Origin of the sequence: Asaia lannensis NBRC 102526 (genome assembly GCF_024054035.1) — a bacterium.
In the GTDB taxonomy this organism is placed as follows: domain Bacteria; phylum Pseudomonadota; class Alphaproteobacteria; order Acetobacterales; family Acetobacteraceae; genus Asaia; species Asaia lannensis.
The window spans coordinates 277,145-300,650 of sequence record NZ_JAMXQU010000002.1; the positions used below are offsets into that span (position 1 = coordinate 277,145).

Annotated in this window: 23 protein-coding genes; 5 read left to right on the forward strand and 18 right to left on the reverse strand. The window is 59.0% G+C overall.

The features are described from left to right. Nucleotides 1-10: 10 nt before the first annotated feature. The 16 genes from fabZ to rpoZ all read right to left on the reverse strand — a co-directional run bounded on the left by fabZ (nt 11) and on the right by rpoZ (nt 16,322). Nucleotides 11-430: a 3-hydroxyacyl-ACP dehydratase FabZ gene (gene fabZ, locus NF685_RS03810; RefSeq protein WP_222548529.1), complete on the reverse strand. Its 420-nt coding sequence runs from the start codon at nt 428-430 to the stop codon at nt 11-13. A 215-nt stretch (nt 431-645) separates the two neighbouring features. After that, nucleotides 646-1,707 (reverse strand): UDP-3-O-(3-hydroxymyristoyl)glucosamine N-acyltransferase, encoded by a 1,062-nt coding sequence (gene lpxD / locus NF685_RS03815; RefSeq protein WP_252848660.1) that lies wholly within the window; start codon nt 1,705-1,707, stop codon nt 646-648. A 6-nt stretch (nt 1,708-1,713) separates the two neighbouring features. After that, entirely contained in the window at nt 1,714-2,610 is an 897-nt protein-coding gene (locus NF685_RS03820; protein WP_252848661.1) for an OmpH family outer membrane protein, read from the reverse strand. A 74-nt stretch (nt 2,611-2,684) separates the two neighbouring features. Next, nucleotides 2,685-4,991: an outer membrane protein assembly factor BamA gene (gene bamA, locus NF685_RS03825; protein ID WP_373317806.1), complete on the reverse strand. Its 2,307-nt coding sequence runs from the start codon at nt 4,989-4,991 to the stop codon at nt 2,685-2,687. Nucleotides 4,992-5,316: 325 nt separating this feature from the next. Further along, the gene (gene rseP / locus NF685_RS03830) at nt 5,317-6,402 is read right to left on the reverse strand and encodes an RIP metalloprotease RseP (RefSeq protein ID WP_252848663.1); all 1,086 of its coding nucleotides are present in this window, start codon (nt 6,400-6,402) and stop codon (nt 5,317-5,319) included. Beyond that, nucleotides 6,395-7,597 carry a 1-deoxy-D-xylulose-5-phosphate reductoisomerase gene (dxr, locus tag NF685_RS03835; RefSeq protein ID WP_252848664.1) on the reverse strand — a complete coding sequence of 401 codons (1,203 nt, stop codon included), beginning with the start codon at nt 7,595-7,597 and terminating at the stop codon, nt 6,395-6,397. The genes rseP and dxr overlap by 8 nt, the downstream gene beginning before the upstream one ends. A 37-nt stretch (nt 7,598-7,634) precedes the next feature. After that, entirely contained in the window at nt 7,635-8,489 is an 855-nt protein-coding gene (locus NF685_RS03840; RefSeq protein WP_252848665.1) for a phosphatidate cytidylyltransferase, read from the reverse strand. After that, nucleotides 8,486-9,256 (reverse strand): polyprenyl diphosphate synthase, encoded by a 771-nt coding sequence (gene uppS, locus NF685_RS03845; protein ID WP_373317807.1) that lies wholly within the window; start codon nt 9,254-9,256, stop codon nt 8,486-8,488. The genes NF685_RS03840 and uppS overlap by 4 nt, the downstream gene beginning before the upstream one ends. Nucleotides 9,257-9,262: 6 nt before the next feature. Next, nucleotides 9,263-9,829: a ribosome recycling factor gene (frr, locus tag NF685_RS03850; RefSeq protein ID WP_222547886.1), complete on the reverse strand. Its 567-nt coding sequence runs from the start codon at nt 9,827-9,829 to the stop codon at nt 9,263-9,265. A gap of 46 nt (nt 9,830-9,875) precedes the next feature. After that, a complete protein-coding gene (gene pyrH, locus NF685_RS03855) occupies nt 9,876-10,604 on the reverse strand; it encodes a UMP kinase (RefSeq protein WP_222547887.1) in 729 nt (242 codons plus the stop codon). An 87-nt stretch (nt 10,605-10,691) separates the two neighbouring features. Further along, the gene (era, locus tag NF685_RS03860) at nt 10,692-11,582 is read right to left on the reverse strand and encodes a GTPase Era (protein ID WP_222547888.1); all 891 of its coding nucleotides are present in this window, start codon (nt 11,580-11,582) and stop codon (nt 10,692-10,694) included. Beyond that, entirely contained in the window at nt 11,579-12,328 is a 750-nt protein-coding gene (gene rnc / locus NF685_RS03865) for a ribonuclease III (RefSeq protein WP_222547889.1), read from the reverse strand. The genes era and rnc overlap by 4 nt, the downstream gene beginning before the upstream one ends. A gap of 9 nt (nt 12,329-12,337) precedes the next feature. Beyond that, nucleotides 12,338-13,132 carry a signal peptidase I gene (lepB, locus tag NF685_RS03870; protein WP_222547890.1) on the reverse strand — a complete coding sequence of 265 codons (795 nt, stop codon included), beginning with the start codon at nt 13,130-13,132 and terminating at the stop codon, nt 12,338-12,340. A 43-nt stretch (nt 13,133-13,175) separates the two neighbouring features. Beyond that, nucleotides 13,176-13,586: a holo-ACP synthase gene (gene acpS, locus NF685_RS03875; protein ID WP_252848666.1), complete on the reverse strand. Its 411-nt coding sequence runs from the start codon at nt 13,584-13,586 to the stop codon at nt 13,176-13,178. Between the two features lie 7 nt (nt 13,587-13,593). Then, nucleotides 13,594-15,849, reverse strand: coding sequence for a RelA/SpoT family protein (locus NF685_RS03880; RefSeq protein ID WP_252848667.1), 2,256 nt, complete (start codon nt 15,847-15,849; stop codon nt 13,594-13,596). A gap of 74 nt (nt 15,850-15,923) precedes the next feature. Then, nucleotides 15,924-16,322 carry a DNA-directed RNA polymerase subunit omega gene (gene rpoZ, locus NF685_RS03885; RefSeq protein WP_252848668.1) on the reverse strand — a complete coding sequence of 133 codons (399 nt, stop codon included), beginning with the start codon at nt 16,320-16,322 and terminating at the stop codon, nt 15,924-15,926. Between the two features lie 306 nt (nt 16,323-16,628). Between rpoZ and NF685_RS03890 the strand changes: the two genes are divergently transcribed. The 4 genes from NF685_RS03890 (at nt 16,629) to NF685_RS03905 (ending at nt 19,428) form a co-directional block, all read left to right on the forward strand. Next, entirely contained in the window at nt 16,629-17,234 is a 606-nt protein-coding gene (locus NF685_RS03890; RefSeq protein ID WP_222547894.1) for a LabA-like NYN domain-containing protein, read from the forward strand. 41 nt (nt 17,235-17,275) lie between these two features. Then, nucleotides 17,276-17,722 (forward strand): uracil-DNA glycosylase family protein, encoded by a 447-nt coding sequence (locus tag NF685_RS03895; RefSeq protein ID WP_252848669.1) that lies wholly within the window; start codon nt 17,276-17,278, stop codon nt 17,720-17,722. Nucleotides 17,723-17,795: 73 nt separating this feature from the next. Continuing rightward, entirely contained in the window at nt 17,796-18,695 is a 900-nt protein-coding gene (locus NF685_RS03900) for an NAD(P)-dependent oxidoreductase (RefSeq protein ID WP_252848670.1), read from the forward strand. 124 nt (nt 18,696-18,819) lie between these two features. Beyond that, complete coding sequence (locus NF685_RS03905; protein ID WP_222547897.1) at nt 18,820-19,428, forward strand: superoxide dismutase; 609 nt, start codon at nt 18,820-18,822, stop codon at nt 19,426-19,428. Nucleotides 19,429-19,580: 152 nt separating this feature from the next. On the opposite strand, the gene yajC is transcribed toward NF685_RS03905, so the two are convergent. Then, nucleotides 19,581-19,895, reverse strand: a complete 315-nt coding sequence (yajC, locus tag NF685_RS03910; RefSeq protein ID WP_222547898.1) for a preprotein translocase subunit YajC — start codon at nt 19,893-19,895, stop codon at nt 19,581-19,583. A gap of 120 nt (nt 19,896-20,015) precedes the next feature. Here yajC and NF685_RS03915 point away from each other — a divergent pair, with 120 nt between their 5' ends. Beyond that, the gene (locus tag NF685_RS03915) at nt 20,016-20,858 is read left to right on the forward strand and encodes an ATP-binding protein (protein WP_252848671.1); all 843 of its coding nucleotides are present in this window, start codon (nt 20,016-20,018) and stop codon (nt 20,856-20,858) included. A 117-nt stretch (nt 20,859-20,975) separates the two neighbouring features. Here the strand turns inward: NF685_RS03915 and NF685_RS03920 are convergent, their stop codons facing one another. Next, entirely contained in the window at nt 20,976-23,492 is a 2,517-nt protein-coding gene (locus NF685_RS03920) for a TonB-dependent receptor plug domain-containing protein (protein WP_222547900.1), read from the reverse strand. Nucleotides 23,493-23,506 lie beyond the last annotated feature (14 nt).

Genomic DNA, 23,506 nt, shown 5'->3' on the forward strand with positions numbered 1-23,506 from the left:
CGAAGCTGTATTAACCCATGATCATGGCGCTGAAGGTTGCCTCGGCAACCGAGACACCATCGACGCGTGCCACACCCTTGAAACGCCAGACATTGGCGCGGGCGCGCTCCTTGACCACCGTGATATGCAGCTGGTCACCAGGACCGACGGGACGTCGGAACTTGGCATTCTCGATCGTCATGAAATAGACGAGCTTGCCCTCGAAGGCCTCGCCCAGCGTCAGCACAACGAGTGTCGCTGCCGTCTGCGCCATGGCCTCGACGATAAGTACGCCCGGCATGACCGGCTGCGCGGGAAAATGCCCGGTAAAGAACGGCTCGTTAATGGTGACGTTCTTGATGCCGGTCGCCGATTCACCGAGCTTGATATCGACCATCTTGTCGATCATCAGGAAGGGATAACGATGCGGGATCGCTTCCATGATACGCATGATATCGATGGCTTCGATATCGACCGCTTGGGTCTGTGCCGTCACTTCCTTGTTTTTATCTTCCGCAGGCGCGTCCAATTTTCCGCTCACTTCCAGTCTGTGGGGAGAGCCCGGTTCCGGCCCTCACCCAGCCATCATTTGCATGACGGTATGTTTAACCTGTCCGCCTGCTACTAGCAAAACTCTGTAGCTGTGGCCACCGCTGCGGAACGCCCTTATCCTTCAGCCTTGCCATCCTTCTTCGCCATACGGCGCAGGAAAGCCACATTCCGGAAAAACTCCCGGAACGGCATGGCCGGGCTGCCTATCACATCGGCACCGGCCTCGACATCGGACATCACGCCGCATTGTGCTCCGACGCGCGCCTTGTCGCCGATCTTGATGTGACCGATCAGCCCCGCCTGTGCGGCAATGGTCACGAAATCGCCCAGCTCGGTCGAGCCGGAGATACCCGCCTGCGAGACGACGATACAGCAACGCCCGAGCTGGGCATTATGACCGATCTGGACAAGATTATCGATGCGGGTACCCGCACCGATAACCGTGTCGCGCATGGACCCACGATCGATGGTGGAATTTGCACCGATCTCGACATCATGACCGAGAACGACACGCCCGAGCTGCGGCACGGTCTCGAACCCTGCGGGTCCGACGGCAAATCCGAACCCGTCCTGACCGATCCGTGCCCCCGGATAGAGCGTCACCCGATCCGCGAGGATCGCATGCGATAGCGACACATGCGCGCCAACCCGGTTATGCGCCCCAAGTACGACGCCATCGCCAATCGCTGCATGCGCCCCGACAACGCTACCCGCACCGATTTCAGCATGGGCACCGATCGTAACGTAGGGACCGATTTCGACCCCCTCACCCAGAACGGCCGTCTCGTCGACCAGGGCTGTAGGATGTACACCCGGTCGCGCGGAAGGCACAGGATGAAAGCGCGAGGCAATGCGCGCCCAGGCAAGATAAGGTGACTTGCTGACCAGGCCGATCACGCCTTCGGGGAGCTTGTCCTTGAAAGCAGGCCCCAGAATGACCGCACCGGCTTTCGTCTCGGAAAGCAGGGGCAGATAACGCCTGTTATCCAGAAAGCTGACTTCCTGCGGTGTGGCAGCCTGCAAAGGTGCCACACCACGCAGCATGAGATCCTGCGCACCCTCTCTACCGACGATCTCAGCCTCGGCCCATTCGGCCAGCGCCCTGACGGAGAAAGGACCCTGACGACCGAAAAAACGGGGATCGCCGGGAAGTGCGTCGGGAAGTAGAGCGCTCATGTCGAATCAGTGCTTCCGGAGGATCGAGGCTGGGGCCTGAGCTGCGGGCGCGGCCGGGCCGGGACCAACCTGCGAGGTCGAGTCTTCATCGGCGGTCGTCGGCATCTTGCCGGACTTTGCCAGCACTTCCGGGTCCACATCCTCTGCAGGAATGAAGACATGCGGCAGGACCTTGTTCAGAACTTTCGCGGTTTCTTCCGTGATATCCTGTCCATCGACATGCAACGCAACCTGCTCGCTATGTAAAACGAGGTTCATCGTGTGCGATGCAGCAACCTGACGAACGATACGCACGAGTTCACGCTCGATCTGGTTGAGCGACACGTTTGCCGCTTCCTGGATGATACGTGCACGATTGGCGAAGTCACGCTGGGCCTTTGCACGACGCTCCTGCAGATGACGCTCACGCAGCTGGATCTGTTCGGAGGTCAGCGTGCGGGCGCTTTCCTGCAGCTTCTGCTGCTCGGCGCGCCAGCCCGCCTGTTCCTTCTGCGCCGCTGCAGCAAGCTTGTCGCGACGCTCACCCAGCACACGCTGTGCTTCAGCTGCGGCGCTGGACAGACGCATTACCGTGGGGATGCTGATCACACCGATCAGAGCAGCCGGCGGCGGTGCTGCCTTAGGCAGATCCGGTGAGTCGGGAATAGGCGGCTGAGGCAGAACCGGCGGTGCTTCCGGCTGCTGCATAGGCTCTTCGCCCTCCTGCGCCATGGGCTGCGCGACCGGCGCACGACGCACTGGGCGCGGTGCAGGCGCTGCGGCTGGCTGGGCCGTCTTGGGAACGAACCAGCCCCCGTTACCGGAGGAATTCTGGGCGGATTGCGCCTGTGCAAGGCTCGGCAGGCTGACAGATGCGAGCAGTGCCGAAGCAGCCATAAGACGGGCTGCCGAGAAAATGGACATGAAAACCTCTGTTCAAGACCGGGTGGTCATTGCACCCGGTAACGGGGCAATGACGCGAGACGGTAAGGCTGAGATCAGAATTGCTGCCCGAAGCCAAAACGGATCGGGTAGAGGCGGTCGTTGCGCGATTTGCGGATCGGCACAGCGGCGTCGATATTCACGAGACCGAACGGGCTCTTCCAGGAAATACCGAGACCCGTGGTCACACGCGGCGTCAGGGTATCGCCCGTCACAGGCGTATATTTATCACCGTCTGTCGCAGCATTCGTATAGAGATGCTTTACACGGAGACCGGCGAGACTACCGGCATCGACAAAGTAACGACCCGAAATACCCACATCGTCACCCATGGGCAGCGGGAAGTTGAGCTGCGCAGAAGCCGTATAGATGAAGCGCCCACCGATAAGATCTTCCTGACCCGGTTTCGGTGTAGTCTCATTCAGATGGCCTGAACGCGGGCCTGCACCACCCTGAAGGAAGCCGCGCAGGTTTTCACCACCAAGATAGAAGTTATCGATGATGCTGACATTGCTGCTCTTGGACCAGTCGCCCATATAGCCCGCACCGCCCTTGAACTGGAGACCCCAGTCATGGCTGCCGGTGATCGAGTCCAGCGGAACGTAATACTGCACGTCGGCTTTGGCACGCAGATACTTCACGTTACCGCCTAGACCAGCGAAATCACCACTCACATTGATGACGAAGCCCTTGCGCGGACGCATGCGGTTATCGCGACGGTCATAAGTCAGTGTCGTGCTGAGCTGTGACAGCAGCGACCAACCGGCAGAATCCTGAACATAGTAGGACGGCACATAAGCATAGCCATAGCTTTCGATATCACTCTGGCTGAAGATATTGCCAACGTGACGGTCGATCAGCGAGTAGCTCCAGGACTGCGACAGGTAGTTATTATACGAATAACCCATACGCAGCGTCGCGCCGTACCGGCCTTCCTTATAGGACTGGTAGGTCTGGTAGTTGTTTTCGATACCGAAAATGTCGATACCGGCCACGATATTGCGGTTCAGGAAGTAGGGATCCGTCAACGAGAGATCGACCTGCTTCTGATAATACGCAACCGTTCCCGAAATACCGGCATCCATGCCGGTACCGAGCAGATTATGCTGCTTGACCGAGCCGTTACCCAGAATGCCCACGTCGGTCGAGTAACCGCCACCGAGCGAGAATTCACCCGTGGGCTTTTCGACCACATTGGCAGAAACGTTCACCCTGTCAGGCGCCGAACCCTGCGTCTGATCGACGGAGACGGTGCTGAAATAGCCCAGATCCTGCAGGGCAGCCTTGGAATATTTGCGATCGAACGGGGTGTACGGGTCGCCCTCTGCCATCGGCAGGGCACGACGGATCACCTTGTCCTTTGTCACCGTATTACCGTTGATGTCGATGCGCTCGACATAGACATGCGGCCCCTCGTTCACGTCGAACAGCAGATCGACGATACGCTTCTCGGGGTTACGCGCAATCTCGGAGCGCACCATGGCAAAGGGATGACCGGTAGCCTGCAGGCGCTCCTGCATGCCGGTCACGTTATTCTGGATCGCCGTGCCGTCGTACCACTGGTGCGGGAACAGATCGATATACTTCTTGAGATCCTTCGCCTCGACATGACGCAGGCTGGAACGGACATCCATCTTGCCGATGCGATAGCGCGGTCCTTCATCGACGGTGAAAGTAATGATGAAGTTCTTGCGATCGGGCGAAAGCTCGCCTGTCGCATTGATCATGTGGAAATCCACATAGCCATTATGCAGGTAGAAGCGACGCAGCAGTTCCGCATCGTACTTCACACGCTCGGGGTTATACTCGTCCGACGAGGAGAAGAAACGATACCATTCCGTCTCTTTCGACGAGATCACCGAAGCCAGACGGGCTTCGCTGAAGGCCTTGTTCCCGACGAAAACGACCTTGTTGATCAGGGTCTGACGCGCTTCATTGATCTTGAAAATCACGTCGACGCGGTTATGCGACAGCTTGATGATCTGCGGCGTTACCGTTGCGCCGAAACGTGCCTTCGACGCGTAGAGATCGAGCAGCTTCTGACGATCGGCCGCGGCAGCCTGCGAGGAGAAGACAGCGCGGGGGCGCATGGCGATCTCCTTGCGGAGATCCTCGTCCTTGACCGCATGATTGCCTTCAAAGGCAATACGGTTGACGATCGGGTTCTCGACCAGATCGACCACCAGCGTGCCGCCCGAGCGGCGTAGCGTCACGTCCTTGAACAGGCCGGTCGCATAAAGCGTCTTGAGGGACCGATCGAGATCGTCCTGGTTGAAACGGTCACCGGGCTGCACCACCATATAGGAGAGCACGGTGCTGGTTTCGATGCGCGTATTGCCCTTCACATCGATCGCTTCGATCATCTGCCCATTGGCAGAGTGCTGCTCGGCAGCGTGATGATGCGCGGGACGGCGGGTTTTCTGAGCCTCGGCCTTCCCTGCCCAGACAGGGAGAATGCATACCGAAGCAAGCAGAACGAGACGTTTACCTGACAAGACGGACGTTCCTTAACTTCATCAACCCGACGTGAAGGTTTATTTCAGACAATTTAATTGTGCGCAACGAAGCTCACGCCGCAGATTTTTCTTATACCTGTCGGACGTATCCGACTTGGACCCCGTGAGCAAGCACTCCGCCGCATGAACTGTCGTAACACTCTGTGTCACGCAGCGGAGATTTCCGCGTTTTCTAACGGAACAGACCGAGATTCGAAAGATCGTTGAAGGTCGAAAACAGAAAGAGCGCGGCGATAATCGCGAAACCCGCCTGATAGCTGATTTCCTGCACACGGCGTGAAACGGGCTTACCGCGCACGGCCTCGGCAACATAGAACACGAGACGACCACCATCGAGCAGCGGAATCGGGAACAGGTTGATCAGACCGAGATTGATCGACAGCAGCGCCATGAAAGACAGGATGCTGGCAAAGCCGTAATGGGCCACCTGCCCCGACAGCTGGGCAATCCTGATCGTGCCGCCAAGCTCCTTTGCACTGCGGTGACCTGTCACGATCTGCCAGACGCCCTGAAGGGTCTGGACGGAAACCATCCAGGTTTCCTGCACGCCAGCCTTGACCGCCTGACCGAGACCCATCGGCTTGCCGGGCACAAGCTGGGCCATCACACCGATACTGCCCGTATCGGGCGCACCGTTTTTACCCGGCACCCGGTCGAGCGTAATGGGCAGGCTGAGGTCGTGACCGTCGCGCCTGATTCCCAGCGTCGTGTGTTCTCCCGGCATTTTGACGGCATGCGCCTGAATATCGGCAAAATTGAAAACATCCAGCGACCCGAGGCGGGTGATGACGTCACCCTTTTGCAGCCCGGCCTTTTCTGCGGCGCTGTGCGGCGCGACCTGGGCAATCTCGTTTTTCAGCTCCGGCTTGCCCACGGAAACATAAAGCACCGTGAACAGCAGCAGAGCGAAAATGAAGTTGAACACCGGCCCCATGACAATGACCAGCATGCGCGAGCCAACGGGCTTGTCATGAAAGGTCTGACCGGGAACCCAGGCAGCTTTCTGCTCCGGTGTTGCATCCTCAGGATCTTCAAAACCATGAGGCTTGACGAAGCCACCCAGCGGAATGGCTGCAATACGCCATTCCGTGCCAGTACGGTCGTGCCAGCGATAAAGCGCGGGGCCGAAACCGATGGAAAAAGTATCGACCTTCACGCCTCGCCAGCGTGCGGCGAGGTAATGCCCCATTTCATGCACGAAAACCAGGACGCCGAGAATCAGGGCGAAGGCCAGGATCGTGACGGCAAATTCATGCATGAAGCGTCTCCGTGCTGCTCGGGGAATTGCTGCGCTCGCGTGAGACGAAAATCTCGGCCACGCGTCGGGCTTCGTTATCCCAGTGCAGCACGTCGTCGAGCGTGTCGAGCGTAGGAGCACCGAGCTTGTCCATGGCATAGGCGATCGTATCGCCAATGCCGAGGAAACCGATGCGACGGGTCAGGAAAGCCTCGACGGCGATCTCGTTTGCGGCAGAGAAAATGGTAGGTGAGGCCGCCCCCGCACAAAGAGCTTCACGAGCCAGACGGAGCGCGGGGAAACGCACCTCGTCCGGTGCCTCGAAATCCAGACGGGCCAGCGCCGCCAGATCGAGGCGGGGCGCGTTTGTCTGCATACGATCCGGCCAGGCCAGGGTGTTTGCAATCGGCACGCGCATGTCCGGCGCGCCCAGCTGGGCGATCAGGCTGCCGTCACGAAACTGAACCATGCCATGCACAGCCGATTGCGGATGAACAAGCACGTCGATCTGCTCGTTCGTCAGGCCGAAAATGCGCGCAGCCTCGATAACCTCAAGTCCCTTATTGGCCATCGATGCGGAGTCGATGGTGATCTTTGCGCCCATGCTCCAGGTCGGATGCTTGAGGGCATGTTCCGGCGTTGCGGCACGCATGGTTTCGATCGACGCGCAGCGGAACGGACCGCCGGATGCCGTAAGAACGATCTTCTCGACGCTGTCGATAGGGCTGCCCGTCAGGCTCTGGAATATGGCGTTATGCTCGGAATCGACCGGGAGCAGCGTTGCCCCGGCTGCCGCAACCTCACGCAGCATGACGTCGCCCGCGCTCACCAGCGCTTCCTTGTTCGCGAGAGCGATCGACCTGCCGTTGCGTGTCGCAGCCAGTGTAGGCTCCAGACCGGCGGCCCCGGTGATAGCGGCCATGGTCCAGTCTGCCTCCATGGCAGCAGCCTCGATCACCGCCTGACGTCCGCCGGCGGCACGGACACCGCTCCCGCTCAGGCGGTCCCTCAGCTCGTCCAGCAGGCTCTCGTCATTGATCACCGCGACTTCTGCACGCAGCGCGATTGCCTGCTCGGCCAGGAGCGCGACGTTACGACCGCCGACCAGAGCCCGGATACGGAAGCGCTCCGGCTCGGCGAGCAGAAGGTCGATCGTCGAGCAGCCAATGCTGCCGGTGCTGCCAAGAACGGTAATGCTGCGCGGTGAAGCGGTCATGATCCCAGGATACTCCAGATCAATACGGATAAGCGGATTAGGGAGAAACGAAAAAGTGCAGGAATGCTGTCAGGATATCGTCCGGCCGGGTCTTCCAGAATACCTGCCCCGGTACGCAAAGCGAAACCAGCGCGGCAAGTGGCGCAGCAGCCAGAAGACCGTCGAAACGATCCAGCAAACCGCCATGCCCCGGTATAAGCTTGCCTGAGTCCTTGATACCGACACGGCGCTTTGCAGCACTCTCGGCGAGATCGCCCGACTGAGAGGCACAACCGAGGATCATACCCCAGATCAGCCCACCCAGAGGCGTGCCGCTCCCAAAGAAGACTGCGATGGCCATCCCGGCAAGCCCAGCGCAAACCAGACCGCCCAGCGCGCCGGAGCGCGTCTTGCCGGGCGATATACGCGGCGCCAGCTTCGGACCACCGAATATACGGCCACTGATATAGGCGCCGCTATCGCTCGCAATTACAACGGCAACGATAAACAGAACGACGACAGCTCCGAACGACGGCTCCCTGAGCCATAGCAGGGAAAGTCCTCCCAGACTCGCCACAGCGACACTGGCCCATTGAGCAGGGCCGAACACCACGGCCGACAGCATGAGTGCCAGGGCTGCACGCCACTCGTTTCTGATAGCGCAGACAAGGCCGACCACGGGCCAGAGCAACAGCAATGCGCCACGCCAAGTGTATTGCCCCCTGCCCGATGCAACGCCTGCCATGGCCATGCCCTCATAGACGAGGCCGAGACTGACAAGAAGCAGCATCGCCTCATAGGCGACACCACCCATGACGATGCAGAAAACTGCAACCGGGACGATCACGGCGGCTGAAATCAGCCGCAGGCGAAGATCGGACCAGCGCGCATTACGATTGGATGAGGTGTTCACAGAGCGCCATCCGGTGCAAGACGCTTGCCGAAACGACGCTCGCGACGTGAGAAATCGAGCATCAGGGTCTCGAAATGCGTTTCATCGAAATCCGGCCACATTACGTCCAGAAAAGCGAGTTCGGCATAAGCCGATTCCCAGAGCAGGAAGTTGGACAGGCGACGCTCACCGCTCGTGCGGACAATCAGATCGGGATCAGGAAAAGGTGAGGTCTGGAGGAAATCGCCAAAAGCCTCCTCCCCTATCGTTTCGGGGTCGATCTCGCCGCGCATCGCCGCAGCAGCGAGGCTCTTGGCCGCCTTGAGCATGTCGTGGCGCGCGCCGTAAGACAGGGCGAGAATCATGGTGAGCCGTGTATTACGCGCTGTCAGGGTACGAGCCCGGTCGATTTCTGCCCTCAGACCTGAATCGAAACGACTGAGATCGCCAATGAACTCCAGCCTCACATTCTGCTCGTGAAGCTCTGCAACCTTGTGCCGCAGATAGAAACGCAGCAGCGATGTCAGATCGGAAACTTCCTCGGTTGTCCGGTTCCAGTTCTCCGAGGAGAAGGCATAGAGCGTCAGATAGCGCACATGCGCAGCGATGGCCGCTTTGACACAACGACGCACCGCCTCGGCTCCCGCGCGATGACCGGCCATGACCGGCTTGCCACGCGCCTGCGCCCAACGCCCGTTGCCGTCCATGATGACGGCAACATGGCGCGGTGCAAGGGCGGGATCAGTATTCGCGGCGGGGGCCGGATGGGCGCGAGAGGATGACACGATTGCGGATCAGACCTGCTTGATCTCGCGTTCCTTGTCCGCGAGCATATCGTCAACTTTCTTGACGTACTGATCCGTCAGTTTCTGCACACCGTCGGACCAGACCTTCATATCGTCCTGGCTGATCTCGCTCTTTTTCTCATGGGTCTTGATCTGATCCATGCCATCGCGACGCACATTGCGCACCGCAATCTTGCCGTTCTCGGCATAGCGCCCTGCAGCACGTGCCAGCTCGTTGCGGCGCTCTTCGGTCAGCTGGGGAATGGGCACGCGTACGGTCTGACCGTCGGCAGCCGGATTAAGACCGAGCCCGGCATCGCGAATGGCTCGCTCGACAGCACCGACCAGCCCCCGATCCCAGACGGATACGGTAAGCATGCGCGCTTCGGGTACGGCAATCGATCCGACCTGTGCCAGAGGCACTTCGCTGCCATAGGCCTCGACGCGCACGGGCTCCAGCAGGTTCGGGCTGGCGCGGCCCGAACGCAGACCGGAGAGATCACGACGCAGGCTTTCCATCGCACCGTCCATACGGCGGGTCAGGTCTTCCAGCAGGTCATTCAGCTCAGCAGGCATTGTTCTCTCCCTAATCGATACTCAAAGACTGGTGATTGTGTCCGGCTCAGGCCGTTTCGATGATACGCGTAAACCGGCCTTCGCCACGCATGACGCTGGCAAAGGCTCCGGGAGCGTGAATATTGAAGACGATGATCGGCAGACGGTTCTCGCGTGCCAGCGAAATGGCCGTGGCATCCATCACGTTCAGGTCGCGCGAGAGCACATCCATATAGGACAGCTCGTCATAACGCTCTGCATCGGGCACGCGTCGCGGATCGGCGGAGTAAACGCCATCGACCTGTGTGCCCTTGAGGAGCACATCGCATTCCATTTCGTTGGCGCGCAGGGCGGCCGCCGTATCGGTGGTGAAGAAAGGGTTGCCCGTACCGGCCGCAAAAATCACGACGCGCCCCTTCTCCATATGACGCACGGCGCGACGTCGGATATAGGGCTCGGCAATCGATGACATCTGGATGGCGGACATCACACGGGTATCGATACCGGCTTTTTCAAGCGCATTCTGCATCATCAACGCGTTGATGACGGTCGCCAGCATGCCGGCATAATCGCCCTGCGCACGGTCCATACCCTTGGCGGCGGCTGCCACACCACGGAAGATATTACCTCCGCCGATCACCAGACAGACCTGAACGCCGCTACGCGAGACCGACGCCACGTCATTGGCGATTTCCTCGACGATCTGCGGCTCTATCCCGAAAGAACCCTTGCCCATCAGGGCTTCGCCCGAAACCTTGAGAAGAACGCGCTTGTAGCGTGCTGAAGTTTCGGTCATCGCTTCCTCTTTCGCTGCTGCCTCATGAAGGCCATTTCACAACCCGCGCCCCTCTTATAGGGCGCGGCGTGTCCTCACAAGAACTTCTCAGGCGTCATCCAGGCCGATAGCCCGCAGGCGCGCCTTTTCTTCATCCCACCCGGCGCGCTCACGCACATTCAGAAACAGATGACAGGGCCGCTCCAGCAAACGCCCGAGATCGAGACGTGCGCGTTCGCCGATACTGCGAATCTTGCGCCCCCCCTCACCGATGAGAATAGCCTTGTGTCCGGGACGCGAGACATAGATCGTCGCATCGATGCGCACCGATCCATCAGGACGTTCCTTGAAGCTCTCGGTCTCGACCGTTGCCTGATACGGAATTTCCTCATGCGTCTGCATGAAAATCTGTTCGCGCACCAGCTCCGCCGCCAGCAGACGGTCAGGCAGGTCGGTCAGGTCGTCCTCGGGGTACAGATACGGTCCCTCAGGCAACTCAGCGGCGAGATAATCGAGCAGATCCTCCACCCCGTCACCTGAGCGCGCGCTGAGCATGAACACATGCTCGACCGAAAGCTGATCGGTGATCGACTTCGTGAGCGGCAGAAGCTGCTGTGCCCCGACGAGATCGGTCTTGTTCAGCACGAGCCAGACCCGTCGCTTCTGCTTGGCCAGCGTGTCGATCACCGCCTGCGCCTCTTCACGCAGCCCGGCCTTGGCATCGATCAGCAGGAGCGAGATATCGGCATCCTGCGAACCGGTCCAGGCGGCGGCAACCATGGCGCGATCGAGCTTGCGCCGCGGCTTGAAAATGCCCGGTGTGTCGACAAGCAGGATCTGTGTGGTCTGACGCATGAGAATGCCCAGCACACGAAAACGCGTCGTCTGCGCCTTGGGGCTTACAATCGAGAGCTTCGCGCCCGTCATGCGATTGATCAGAGTGGATTTACCGGCATTCGGCGCCCCGACGAGGGCGACGAAACCACAACGTGTCGTCATTTTCTGTCCTTCGTGCCTTTGCGGCTACGGTTCAATCGCCGGAGCAGGACAGTCGCTGCCTCGCTCTCGGCCTGGCGTTTGCTCCCAGCAACGCCCTCACCCGTCTCACCCATAGCAGAAACCGCTACGGTAAAGCGCGGGGCATGAGACGGCCCCTCCATGGAAAGCGTCTCGTAATCCGGCAGCTTGTAGCCACGCGCCAGAACATATTCCTGAAGTGTCGTCTTGGGATCCTTGGGCGGCGTGATCTGCGATGTCAGCAGATCCTTCCATTTCTCCCGCACGAAACGACGCGCAGGCTCAAGTCCGGCATCGAGATAGAGCGCCCCCAAAAGGGCCTCCATCGCATCGGCCTGCACATTGGCCAGACTGCGTATACCGGCCTGCTCTTCATGCTCTGCAATACGCAGCGCGCTGGCAATACCGATGCTCTCGGCAATAGGCGCAAGGGCATTGCGTGAAACCAGGGAAGCATGACGTGGCCCGAGAGCCCCCTCAGGCTCATCGGGAAACTGTTCGAGCAGCCACTCGGCCATCAACAGACCCAGCACGCGATCGCCCATGAATTCCAGACGCTCGTTCGAGCCCGCCTCGGCAGGACGTGGGGCATTGCGTGGCGCACGCCTACCCTGGCGAGACGACACAGCTGAACGATGCGTCAGCGCCTGACGCAGCAGGCCCTGATCGGCAAAGCGATGCCCGAGTGCCTCCTGAATCGCTTCGAGATAATTATCCTGACCGCTCATTGCCCGTTCTCAGTGCATCGTCGCAAAAAGATGGCTCCACCGGATTTCGAAAGGCCATTGCCAGAACTGCCAGAGCGGATGCACGGCATCGTAGGAGAAGAATACGAAACGCGCCTTGCCCACCAGATTGACCATAGGCACATAGCCGAGATCCACACCGTTATCGCGCTGGAAACGGCTATCGCCACTATTATCGCGATTATCGCCCATTGCGAAGAAATAGCCATCGGGTACGACGTATTCGCGGGTGTCGTTCTGCTCGCCCTCATCGGTCTGCTTCAGGATCTGATGCGTGACAGGTGGCGCGCCAGCACTGCCGGGGAGCGTTTCGAGATAGCGTATTCCCGCCTGCGGATAGCGGTTTTCATCCATGGCCGAATAGACACCCAGGGATTTGCGCGGCACCAGGGTGCCATTCAGGTAAAGCTCGCCCGCGCGCATCTGGACATGATCGCCCGGCAGACCGATGACGCGCTTGATGTAATCGATCGAGTTGTTCTGCGTGTAGCGAAAAACAACAACGTCGCCGCGATGAGGCGTCGACGCCCAGATACGCCCATCGAACAGATGAGGCGAGAACGGGATCGAGAAACGCGACCAGCCATAATCGTATTTGGTAACGACAATATAGTCTCCGACCTGAAGGGTCGGCATCATCGAGGCGCTCGGGATATTGAACGGCTCCACGAAGATCGTCCGTATCGCCATCAGGACCACAATCCAGATGACGACAAAGCGTACGATCTCGAGTGGGGTGTCTTCTTTTCGCCTGGAGGCCGTCGCCTCCTGATTTACATCGGTCATTCTCGGGTCTTAGCGCAGGAGGTGGGGTATTGGCGACAGAGTATCATGAAGTTCGGGGAACTGACTGCACGATCACATAGGCAAGGGCATAGGGCGCTTCATCGCTCAGACTGAGCATGATCTCCGCCTGCTGCTCCGGCAGAGCCAGTGCCGCAAGGCAGATTGCTGCCTGACCGCTCAGATGCAGCAGGGGTTTACCCATATCGTCATGACGCACCTCGATGTCCGTCAGATGGATACCATCGCGAAACCCGGTACCCAGCGCCTTGACGCAAGCCTCCTTGGCGGCCCAGCGCTTGGCAAAAATGCCGATACGCCCCTCCCCCTGCCGCGTCTGTGCATAGGCGATTTCAGATGTCGTAAAGCTTCTGGTCAGAAAGCGATCGCCTGAGCGTTCGATCGCACGCGCAATACGACGCATGTCGCACAGATCGGTCCCTATGCCCCGTATCATCGATCGGTCAGTTCCGTGCGCGCTCGACCTGCATCACACCCTGCGCGGAACGCAGGGCTGCGATCATCGCCGAAAGATGACGTACGTCGCGCACTTCGAGATCGACCAGGATCTCCATGAAATCGAGCTGCCTGTTGAGGATGCGCAGATTGACGACGCTGCCATTATGTTTCGACGCCGTGTTGGTCAGCGTCGTCAGCACGCTCGATTCATTGGCAGCAATCACGCTTACACGACCGATATGCGGGGCCGAACGCTCACCCTGCGAGAGGGCTTCGTAATCCCAGTCGATCTCGAGGAAGCGCTCCGGAGTCGAGGAAAAGGCGCTCAGATTCTGGCAGGCGCGCTGATGGATCGTGACACCCTTTCCCTGAGCGATAATCCCGACGATCGGATCGCCGGGCAGCGGGTGACAGCACCCGGCAAAATGCGTCGCGATACCGGAGCCGATTCCGGTAATGATCGATCCGGTTTTGGTCCCGTAACGTGGCGCCGTTCCGACGCCACCAGCAAGACGTCCCGACAGTCCGGGCACCATGCGCGGTGCACGATGGGTCTGTCGGAGCTCCGGATAGGCGGCATTGACGACATCGCGCGGTCCGAGCTGACCGTTGCCAACTGCCACATAAAGATCGTCGATGCTCGGCTGACGCAGATCGCGCAGCAGGGTCTCGAGCACTTTTTCGCTGCCATCGACACCTTCCTGACGGAAGGCTTTGGCCAGCGCCGTGCGGCCTGTATCGAGATTGACCTGACGCTGCTGCAGGGCAACGTGACGCCGGATACGCGCACGCGCCTTACCGGTAACGACAAAACGTTCCCACGAGGCGGATGGCGTGCCGCCTCGCGCGGTCATGATCTCGACCTGATCGCCATTCTGCAGTTCGTGGCGCAGGGGCATCAGACGACCGTTGATCTTTGCGCCAACGCAGGCGTCGCCAACCTGACTGTGCACAGCATAAGCAAAATCGACCGGCGTTGCCCGACGCGGCAGGGAAATCAGCTGGCCTTTGGGCGTGAAGCAGAAAACCTGGTCCTGATAGAGTTCAAGCTTTGTGTTTTCCAGGAACTCGTCAGGTGCCTCGGAATCCTCGAGAATTTCGAGCAGATCCTGCACCCAGCGCAGCTTGTTGAGCCCAAGTGCATTGACTTCGGTATTCGACGCCTCGGCATCGTCGCGCTCTTTATACGCCCAATGCGCCGCGACGCCGTTTTCGGCGAAATTATGCATATCCGCCGTGCGGATCTGGATCTCGATTTTCTGATTGCGCGGCTGACGAAGCGTAACGCCCGTATGAAGACTCTGATAGCCGTTGGCCTTGGGCGTCGAGATGTAATCCTTGAAGCGCCCGGCAATCATCGGATACGCGCCATGAATGGCACCAAGCGCCGCATAACAGGCATCGCGGCTCGGCACGATCACACGAAATGCCATGATATCGGACAGCTGCTCGAACGCCACATTGCGTTTCTGCATTTTGGCCCAGATGGAATAGGGCGATTTTTCGCGGCCAGTGATATCGACATGAGGCAGCCCCACCTCGGCACAGAGTGCTTTGAGCTCCTGCTTGATCTGCTCGATAATATCCGCGCCATGGCCGCGCAGAAAGTTGAGACGTGCCCGAATGGTGGCATCGGCCTCCGGTTCGAGCTGTTCGAACGACAGGTTCTGCAACTCTGTCTTGACGCGGTCCATACCTATGCGCTCAGCCAGAGGCGCGTAGATATCCATGGTCTCGCGCGCAATGCGAAGGCGCCTGTCCTGACGCTGCACGTAATGGAGCGTGCGCATGTTATGCAGCCGGTCTGCCAGCTTGACGATCAGAACGCGTATGTCACGCGACATGGCCAGAACGAGCTTGCGGAAGTTTTCGGCCTGCTTGGTTCTGTCCGACTGCAGTTCGAGACGGGTGAGCTTGGTTACGCCATCGACCAGACTGGCCACCGTCTCGCCAAAACGTTCCTTGAGGAACGCATGGGTAATTCCGGTATCCTCGACCGTGTCATGAAGCAAGCCAACCATGATGGAAGGCACATCCATGCGAAACCCGGCAAGGATATTGGCAACCGCGATAGGATGAATGATGTAGGGCTCGCCGTTATCGCGCTTCTGTTCACGATGGGCCTTCTCGGCCACGGCATAGGCTTCTTCGATGCGGGAAAGATCCGCCTGTGGATCGTAAGCCGCGACGCGGCGCAGCAAACCGCTGATCGAGGGTATGGCTGGAGCCGTATCGGCGCCGGGGAGAAGGGTGTCAGACATGCCGGTACTCTCTCCCGTTCAGAACGTCATCTCGTATCGATGCCGGGCCCCGAAACGGCCCGGCAGATGCAAACTCAGCGGCGACCACGTCCCCCGAATTCGGCTTCGAACGAAGCATCGAGCTCGGCAGACGACATGGTCTCGGCCATATGCGCGTGCTCTTCTTCGGAAGACACATCCTGCAGACCGAAGATGTTCTGATCGGTCGGGATCAGATCCATGACTTCCTCGTCTACAGGCTCGGGCTCGGGTGCACGGGCGAGCGAACGCACGATACCGTCCTTGAGGGCGCCGAGATTGACCTTGTCTTCAGCGATTTCGCGCAGGGCGACGACAGGGTTCTTGTCATTATCGCGGTCGATCGTCATTTCCTCACCGCGCGACAGGGCACGGGCGCGCTGTGCAGCAAGGAGAACGAGCTCGAAACGGTTCGGGACCTTCTCGATGCAGTCTTCGACGGTTACGCGTGCCATAAATTCTTCCCAATCAATATCCGCGGAGCGACGTGAATTGGGCAAACTATCATAACGCCATCGCCGGAGCAAACATTCCCGTCCATGGGCAATTCCGGGTCGCGCTGAAAGCCACTCCCGCAAGCATAGTGCGTCAGGGACTTCCGTATCATCTGCCGGTTGCGGGCATAAGGAGAATTACACAAAGTCAATATTATCCAACCTGTGGGTCACTATATTAATGATTCAGTTTTCGTTAAGCTTTCCACGAAGATTTGGATGCCTATTCAAACGGTTCGCACTACCGATTTTACAAATGGATCTGACATGTTAGACAAAAATGAAAAAACCTCAGTATTTATCGATGGGTCCAGCCTGTATTACACAGCAAAATCCCTCGGGTTTGAGGTCGACTATCGCAGACTTCTTAGATACTTCAAGTCAGGAACCCGCCTTCTTAGGGCTCATTACTATGCCGCGATTCCAGAGACCGAGGATTACTCGCCACTGAAACCTCTGACGGACTGGTTGGCCTATAACGGTTACATGCTGGTCACCAAAACAGCGCGCGAATTCACCGATCAGTCCGGGCGTCGGCGCCTCAAGGGCAATATGGATGTCGAGCTCGCCATCGACCTGATGGAGCTTGCAGACCATATGGATCACGCCGTGATTTTCAGCGGGGATGCCGATCTGCGTCGTGCAGTAGAAGCCATACAGCGCCGCGGCGTACGCGTGACGGCCATCTCCTCGCTGCGCGCCTCGCCCTCTCTGATCGGTGACGATCTACGGCGTCAGGTCGACCAGTTTGTCGAACTGGGCGATATTGCGAGCGAATTCACCCGTCGTCAGGCAGAAAACCAGGCGAGACCGCGCTCAGCCCCCGTACGGCATCCGGCCGATGTCATGCTCGACGATGAAATGGACGACTGACGTCCAGACCAAAACGAACCAAGTCCGCTGCCATGGACAGCATGCCCCCCCTATCCGGCGATACCGCCGTCCTCGTCGTAAGCCTCGAAAAGCTCACGGCGTCCCAGCGTCTTAAACTGCTAGGGCATATCACCCGGCCCAGCGCGTCCGGAAAGAGCAACGCCATGCTCTGCCATCACCTCAACCGGTGCACAGCAACGGGTCCGGCCTCCCTCCTGCCCGATGCGCTGGAAAAACTTTCCTGCCTGCTCAAAACAGTCACCAATCTTGAAATGGTCGTGACTTTCGGAGTGAGCGCCCATCTTGCGACTGTCGAGGCTTACGGCATGTCCTGGGCTCGTGTGCCTTTCAGACCGGGAAAAATCACGGTTCTTCCCGACGGACTTATGCTCGCCAATCTGGCTGCACCGGTTCGGCAACACATTGACACATTAAAGGCGCTCATCGCAGAAACAGTCCCGGTTTCCGAACCGGTGCCGACGGTCTGATCCCGCCTGTCCGCAACTCGCGGCACTCTCCGGGCTTTACTGTTCGGCATGAGGCAGTGAGAGGACATTTCGCATGAGCGAGCGCAATTCAGGTAAGATCGGTTTTGTCGGCTACGGCGCCATGGGCGCGCTGATGGGATGCAACCTGCGACAGGCAGGGTTCGAGGTCAGCGCCTATACGCCGTCCGGGCGACAGCAGGATGAGGCAACGCCAGTGGCCAAGACGGCACGCGCTCTCGCCGAGGCATCTGACATACTCGTTCTCTGCGTGCCCAATGATGCGGCCGTTTTCGCATCAGCAGAGGGCGAGGACGGCTTTCTTGCTGGCGCGCGCCCGGGCACGCTCGTGATCAACTGCAGTACCGTGTCTCCCGAGGCGACAGCAAAACTGAGCGAGCTTGCACAGGACAAGAGCCTGCATTTCGTCGATGCCCCCATGTCAGGAAGCACGCCGGAAGCCGAAAAGGGGGAACTGGTGATGCTGGTCGGCGCAACGTCACAGGATCTCGACCGCGCGCGCCCGGTGCTCGACGCCATTGGCAAGCTGACGATTCATGCCGGTGAGGTCGGTGCAGGCACACGCCTGAAGCTCGTCATCAACGGCATCATGGGTGCGACGCTCAATGTCATTGCCGAGGCCGTCGGTTACGGTCTGAGCAGCGGTTTGAACCGCGATATGCTCTATGAGGCACTGTCTCAGGTTGCCGTCATTTCACCCCATCACAAGCGCAAGCTGGGCGCCGCCCAGAAAGGCGATTTCAGCCCGCAATTCCCGACGCGTCTGATGTCGAAGGATATGGGCCTGCTCATCGACGCTGCGCGTCGCACGCACAGTTTCTGCCCCGCCATTGCCATCGCCGATCAGGCACTTGCCCTTTCGGCAAAGCGTCATGCCAATGACGACTACGCCGCATTACTGGGAGCGATCGAGAAAAGCGTCGTGCAGAGCCATGACGATACCGGCACCCCCTGAAATCGCACCCCTAAATCACTTCACCTGCCGAACGGGTTGACGAAACCCATTCGGCACCATAGCTGGCTTTTGTGACCAAGCAGCCTCGCTTGATCCTCACCATGACAGTCCAGGAGACGAGACCATGGCTTTCGAACTGCCGCCCCTCCCTTACAGCTACAATGCACTCGCCACCTCCGGCATGTGCCAGGAAACGCTTGAGCTGCACCATGACAAGCATCATCAGGCTTATGTCACGGCGCTGAACGGTTTTGTCGAAGCCAAACCCGAGCTTCAGGGCAAGAGCCTCGAAGAGATCATTCTTGCCGTGAAGGGCGATGCATCCCAGGCGCCTGTGTTCAACAATGCTGGTCAGCACTGGAACCACACCCTGTTCTGGCAGAACCTTGCCCCGAACGGTGGACAGGTGCCGACGAAGCTGGCTGCGAAGATCGATGAAGATCTCGGCGGTCTCGACGCGTTCAAGACGGCATTCAAGCAGGCTGCCATCTCGCAGTTCGGCTCCGGCTGGGCCTGGCTCGTTCTCGGCAATGACGGCAAGCTGGCCGTGACCAAGACCGCCAACGGATCCAACCCGCTGGCAGAAGGCCAGGGTCGCGCGCTCCTGGGCCTGGATGTGTGGGAGCACGCTTATTACCTGGACTTCCGTAACCGTCGTCCGGATTACATCACCAACTACCTCGACAAGCTTGCCAATTACGAGTTCGCCGAAGCCGAGCTTCTCTCGGCCTGATTTCCTCCGGTTGCGCGGTCCGTTCCAGCCAGGATCGGACGCGCATTAGTCGGATATGAAACAAGCTGGAGATGAAAAAGGACCGGTCTCCCGCAGGGGGCCGGTCCTTTTTCATTCCGGATCTGTCCCGCCCGGTGGCGGAGCAGTTCTTCTTACTTTGCTGGCTTTCCGCCATCATTGGCAGGCTTGGCCGTGCTGGTCAGAACCTGCGACACATTTTCGCGCATGAGCTGGATCTTTACGCCCGGTGCGATTTCGATCTCGATTTCCTTGGTCCCTTCGCGGGCAAGCTGCACCACACCGATAATACCGCCGCTGGTCACGATGCGATCGCCACGGCGCAGGGCATTCAGCTGTGATTTGAGCTCTTTCTGGCGCGCCTGCTGGGGACGGATGAGCACGAAATAGAATACGACGAACACGAGGATCATCGGGAGGAATGAGATAATCCCGCTGTTGGCGAGCATGCGTTTATTCCATATGTCGATAGATAAGGGACCGGACGCGCCCGAAAGCCACCCGATTGGCCCGGACCATAATTGGTCGCGCCCGCACGTCAAGCATAGCCAAGGAGCAAGGGCTTAATCATGGACCCCGTTCTTCTCGAAAAACTCGAACGCATTGCCAGTGCGCTGGAACGCCTCTCCCCTGCCCCCGCAAGCCCTTCGAGCCTTGAAGGCAGCGATGCATTCATGTGGCAGGGTGCCTCATCCACGCTGCGCGCAGTGGATCATGTACAGGGCGTCGACCTGTCTCTGTTACGCGGCATTGACAGGCAAACACGCCTCGTACTTGAGAACACACGACATTTTGCATCCGGACGCCCCGGCAATAATGTGATGCTCTGGGGCGCGCGTGGCATGGGAAAATCATCGCTGGTGAAAGCCTGCTTCGGCGAGGCCAATCGCGAACATCCCCATGCTCTGGTGCTGATCGAAATCCAGCGTGACGATCTATCCACCCTGCCCCGTCTGCTCGATATTCTGCGTGCCCAGTCCCGACGCTGCATCGTGTTCTGCGACGACCTCTCTTTCGAAACGCAGGACGCCGATTACAAATCGCTGAAATCGGTGCTGGATGGCGGCATCATGGGTCGCCCCGAGAATGTGCTGTTCTATGCCACGTCCAACCGTCGCCATCTCATGCCGCGCGACATGATGGAGAACGAGAGCGGCAGCGCCATCAATCCGCAGGAAGCCGTGGAAGAGAAGGTCTCTCTCTCGGACCGCTTCGGGCTATGGATCGGCGTACATGGCTGCAATCAGGAAACCTATCTCGCCATCGTCGATGGCTACGCCGCGCATCGCAAGCTGGAAATCTCGCCCGAGGCGCTTCATCGCCATGCCCTCGAATGGGCCATGGAACGCGGAGGCCGCTCCGGACGTGTCGCATCGCAATTCATCGACCATCTGAGCGCAACGCTGGGATAGGGCAACACTGGGATCGCGCAAAAGCCGGGCTGACGAAGCGCCAGCCCGGCTTTTGCGGAAGATGGAAACAGGTAGGGCCTGCCAGGGGAAAAGCTCCCGGCAAAACCATCCGTTCGATCAGAATGTCGCGTTCAGACGCCCGTAGTAATAGGCGCCATAGATGGGGATACCGGAAGAATCGGTATCGTATACCTTAGGACCCAGATAGTTGTTGATCGGGTTCACGTGGCGCGGGCGCTGATTGAAGATATTGTTCGCGCCAATCGCAAGATGCCAGTGCTCGGTGAACCGGTATCCGACTTCAAGATCGGTCAGCCAGACCGGGGTATTCTTGAACTCAGCCCATTGCGTGTTCGAGTATTTCAGGTTCGCCGGAGCGAGATCTTCATAGCTCAGAAGCGATTTGGTTTCCCCATAACGGGTCTGACGCAGGTTCACATCCCACTGATGATAGGTCCAGTAGGCATTCAGGATCAGCTTGCTGCGCGGCGAGCCTGTGGTGAGATACCCGATGGTCTGGGCATTGGCGGCGGGTTCGCCAAATGCATTGGTGTTGATATGGCTGATACGCGTGCGGTTGAGGTTGAGCATCGCACTCAGATTGAGCGTGCCGTATTTGTGCAGATGGACCAGATAATCGGTCTGCAGATCGAGACCCTGCGTACGCGTGCTGGCGACGTTCGCAAAGTAGTTTGCCGTCACATTGTCCAGATCGATGCCGCTCGGCAGATTTACGCCCGTCAGTGCAATGGCATCGAGCGCGGTCTGACCGTTGACCGTGGCCGAGCCGATAATGCGATCGCGTATGTTGATCTGATAGACGTCGACCGAGACATGCCAGTTCTTCAGCGGCTCGGCGATGATACCGCCTTCTGCGCTCGTCGATCTTTCAGGTTTCAGGCGCTGGGCGCCAATCGTCTTGCCCGCTGCACCGACGGTCTGAAGCAGTCCGGTCGCCCCGGTCGGTGACACGTTGAGTGCCGAATAATACTGCTCCGCCATGGTCGGCGCACGGAAACCGTTGCTGATGGTCGCGCGCACGGCCAGCTTGCTTGTGATGTCGTAACGCGTGGTGACCTTGCCGTTCTCGGTATTGCCGACATCGGTGTAGTGCTCGAAACGGCCTGCGAAATCGAGATCCCAGTGCGGCAGCGGGTGGAAATCGCCATCCAGATAACCGGCCCAGATATTGCGCTGCCACTGACCCGCATTCTGGGGCGTCAGGCCCGCAAAACCCTGCGTACCGCCCAGCTCGTAGGAGGCCGGTTCACCCGCCTTGATGTGGTACATTTCAAGACGATGCTCAGCACCGAAGGCCAGAGTCATCGGCACTACGTCCGCGATGCGGAAATTACGTCTTGCGTCGAAATTGCTGGTCCACTGGGCAAGCGAATAGCTTTGACCGCGAACCGTGGTCGGCGAGAAGCCATACGCCTTGTAGTAATTCGGGTTGAATGTGTTCTTGTTCCCGATGTCGTCGTCATCCTGGCCGTAAAGCGTGCTTAGATCCCAGCTGAAACCGAGAAGGTTATCGCCCTTCAGACCCAGATTGGCCTGAAAGTCGTTTTCCTCAATGGTTTCGAGCGGCGAGAAGCCATAGGGATAGGCACTCGGAGCCACAGTCGGCACGCGGTAGTTCTCGTAAGCCTCGGAGTGGCGATGCGCATAGGTAATCAGACCATAGGTCTCGATGCCTTCGGTAATCCCCTTGCCCCATTCGATGGAAAGATTCTCGCGTGTTTCCTCGGGGTTGGAGAGAATGTTGTTGGAGTTGGCTGGCCAGCTCGAGCTGGGTGTCCAGCGATGGTCGTCGGTGCTCTTGAGCTTCGAGACCCAGTGATCGGTATGATAGACCTGACCGCTCAGGTGCACGAAGCCGTCATTGCCCCATTTGAGACCGCCATCGGCCCCGATCAGATACTGCCAGCCTGTCCCGTTATAGGCATTCGCGCCGGTCTGGGCGACGGTATTGATGCCATGACTGGTTTTCTTGGTGATGATGTTCACCACACCTGCGATGGCGTCCGATCCGTACAGCGCTGCCGCACCGTCACGCAGAATTTCGATATGATCGATGGCACCAGCCGGGATCATGTTCAGATCGACCGGGGTAGAGCCCTGCTGCGGACCCGCATCGGCATAGATATTCGCTGTGGTGTTGCGGCGCTTGCCGTCAACCAGGACCAGAACCTCGTTCGGGTTGAGACCACGCATACGAATTGCCGATGTCAGCGCGCCTGCATCCGCGCCGTTGGCCGTAACGGTAATCGACGGATCGACGCGGGTGATGGCGTCGGCCAGATTGAGCTGGCCCGAACGGCGTAGGGTTGCCGAAGAAACGACGGTTACCGGCACCGAGCTGTCACGCGCCTTGCGGTTAAAGGCGTGCGTTCCCGTCACGATCACCGATTCACCGCTATCGCCACTCGCATCGCGCGCCTTGCGTGTGCGGATTTTGGGAACGGAATGCAAAGCCTGATCGGAACCGATGGAGGTTCTGTGATGAATACCCTCTGCCTTCTTTGCCTTGTGCGTGGGCTGCTCCGCGGTTTGTGTTTCGGCCAGCGCATAACCGAAGCCGAACGGAAAGGAGAGAAGGGTCGCGGCCGCCAGTATTCTTCGTTTCGTGAGCATTTTCTGAGCTGTCT

Coding starts and splice junctions, on each gene's coding strand:
- fabZ (WP_222548529.1), bottom strand. CDS start 430: ATGCGTATCATGGAAGCGATCCCGCATCGTTATCCCTTCCTGATGATC.
- lpxD (WP_252848660.1), bottom strand. CDS start 1,707: ATGAGCGCTCTACTTCCCGACGCACTTCCCGGCGATCCCCGTTTTTTC.
- NF685_RS03820 (WP_252848661.1), bottom strand. CDS start 2,610: ATGTCCATTTTCTCGGCAGCCCGTCTTATGGCTGCTTCGGCACTGCTC.
- bamA (WP_373317806.1), bottom strand. CDS start 4,991: ATGATCGAAGCGATCGATGTGAAGGGCAATACGCGCATCGAAACCAGC.
- rseP (WP_252848663.1), bottom strand. CDS start 6,402: ATGCATGAATTTGCCGTCACGATCCTGGCCTTCGCCCTGATTCTCGGC.
- dxr (WP_252848664.1), bottom strand. CDS start 7,597: ATGACCGCTTCACCGCGCAGCATTACCGTTCTTGGCAGCACCGGCAGC.
- frr (WP_222547886.1), bottom strand. CDS start 9,829: ATGCCTGCTGAGCTGAATGACCTGCTGGAAGACCTGACCCGCCGTATG.
- pyrH (WP_222547887.1), bottom strand. CDS start 10,604: ATGACCGAAACTTCAGCACGCTACAAGCGCGTTCTTCTCAAGGTTTCG.
- era (WP_222547888.1), bottom strand. CDS start 11,582: ATGACGACACGTTGTGGTTTCGTCGCCCTCGTCGGGGCGCCGAATGCC.
- rnc (WP_222547889.1), bottom strand. CDS start 12,328: ATGAGCGGTCAGGATAATTATCTCGAAGCGATTCAGGAGGCACTCGGG.
- lepB (WP_222547890.1), bottom strand. CDS start 13,132: ATGACCGATGTAAATCAGGAGGCGACGGCCTCCAGGCGAAAAGAAGAC.
- acpS (WP_252848666.1), bottom strand. CDS start 13,586: ATGATACGGGGCATAGGGACCGATCTGTGCGACATGCGTCGTATTGCG.
- NF685_RS03880 (WP_252848667.1), bottom strand. CDS start 15,849: ATGTCTGACACCCTTCTCCCCGGCGCCGATACGGCTCCAGCCATACCC.
- rpoZ (WP_252848668.1), bottom strand. CDS start 16,322: ATGGCACGCGTAACCGTCGAAGACTGCATCGAGAAGGTCCCGAACCGT.
- NF685_RS03890 (WP_222547894.1), top strand. CDS start 16,629: ATGTTAGACAAAAATGAAAAAACCTCAGTATTTATCGATGGGTCCAGC.
- NF685_RS03895 (WP_252848669.1), top strand. CDS start 17,276: ATGCCCCCCCTATCCGGCGATACCGCCGTCCTCGTCGTAAGCCTCGAA.
- NF685_RS03900 (WP_252848670.1), top strand. CDS start 17,796: ATGAGCGAGCGCAATTCAGGTAAGATCGGTTTTGTCGGCTACGGCGCC.
- NF685_RS03905 (WP_222547897.1), top strand. CDS start 18,820: ATGGCTTTCGAACTGCCGCCCCTCCCTTACAGCTACAATGCACTCGCC.
- yajC (WP_222547898.1), bottom strand. CDS start 19,895: ATGCTCGCCAACAGCGGGATTATCTCATTCCTCCCGATGATCCTCGTG.
- NF685_RS03915 (WP_252848671.1), top strand. CDS start 20,016: ATGGACCCCGTTCTTCTCGAAAAACTCGAACGCATTGCCAGTGCGCTG.
- NF685_RS03920 (WP_222547900.1), bottom strand. CDS start 23,492: ATGCTCACGAAACGAAGAATACTGGCGGCCGCGACCCTTCTCTCCTTT.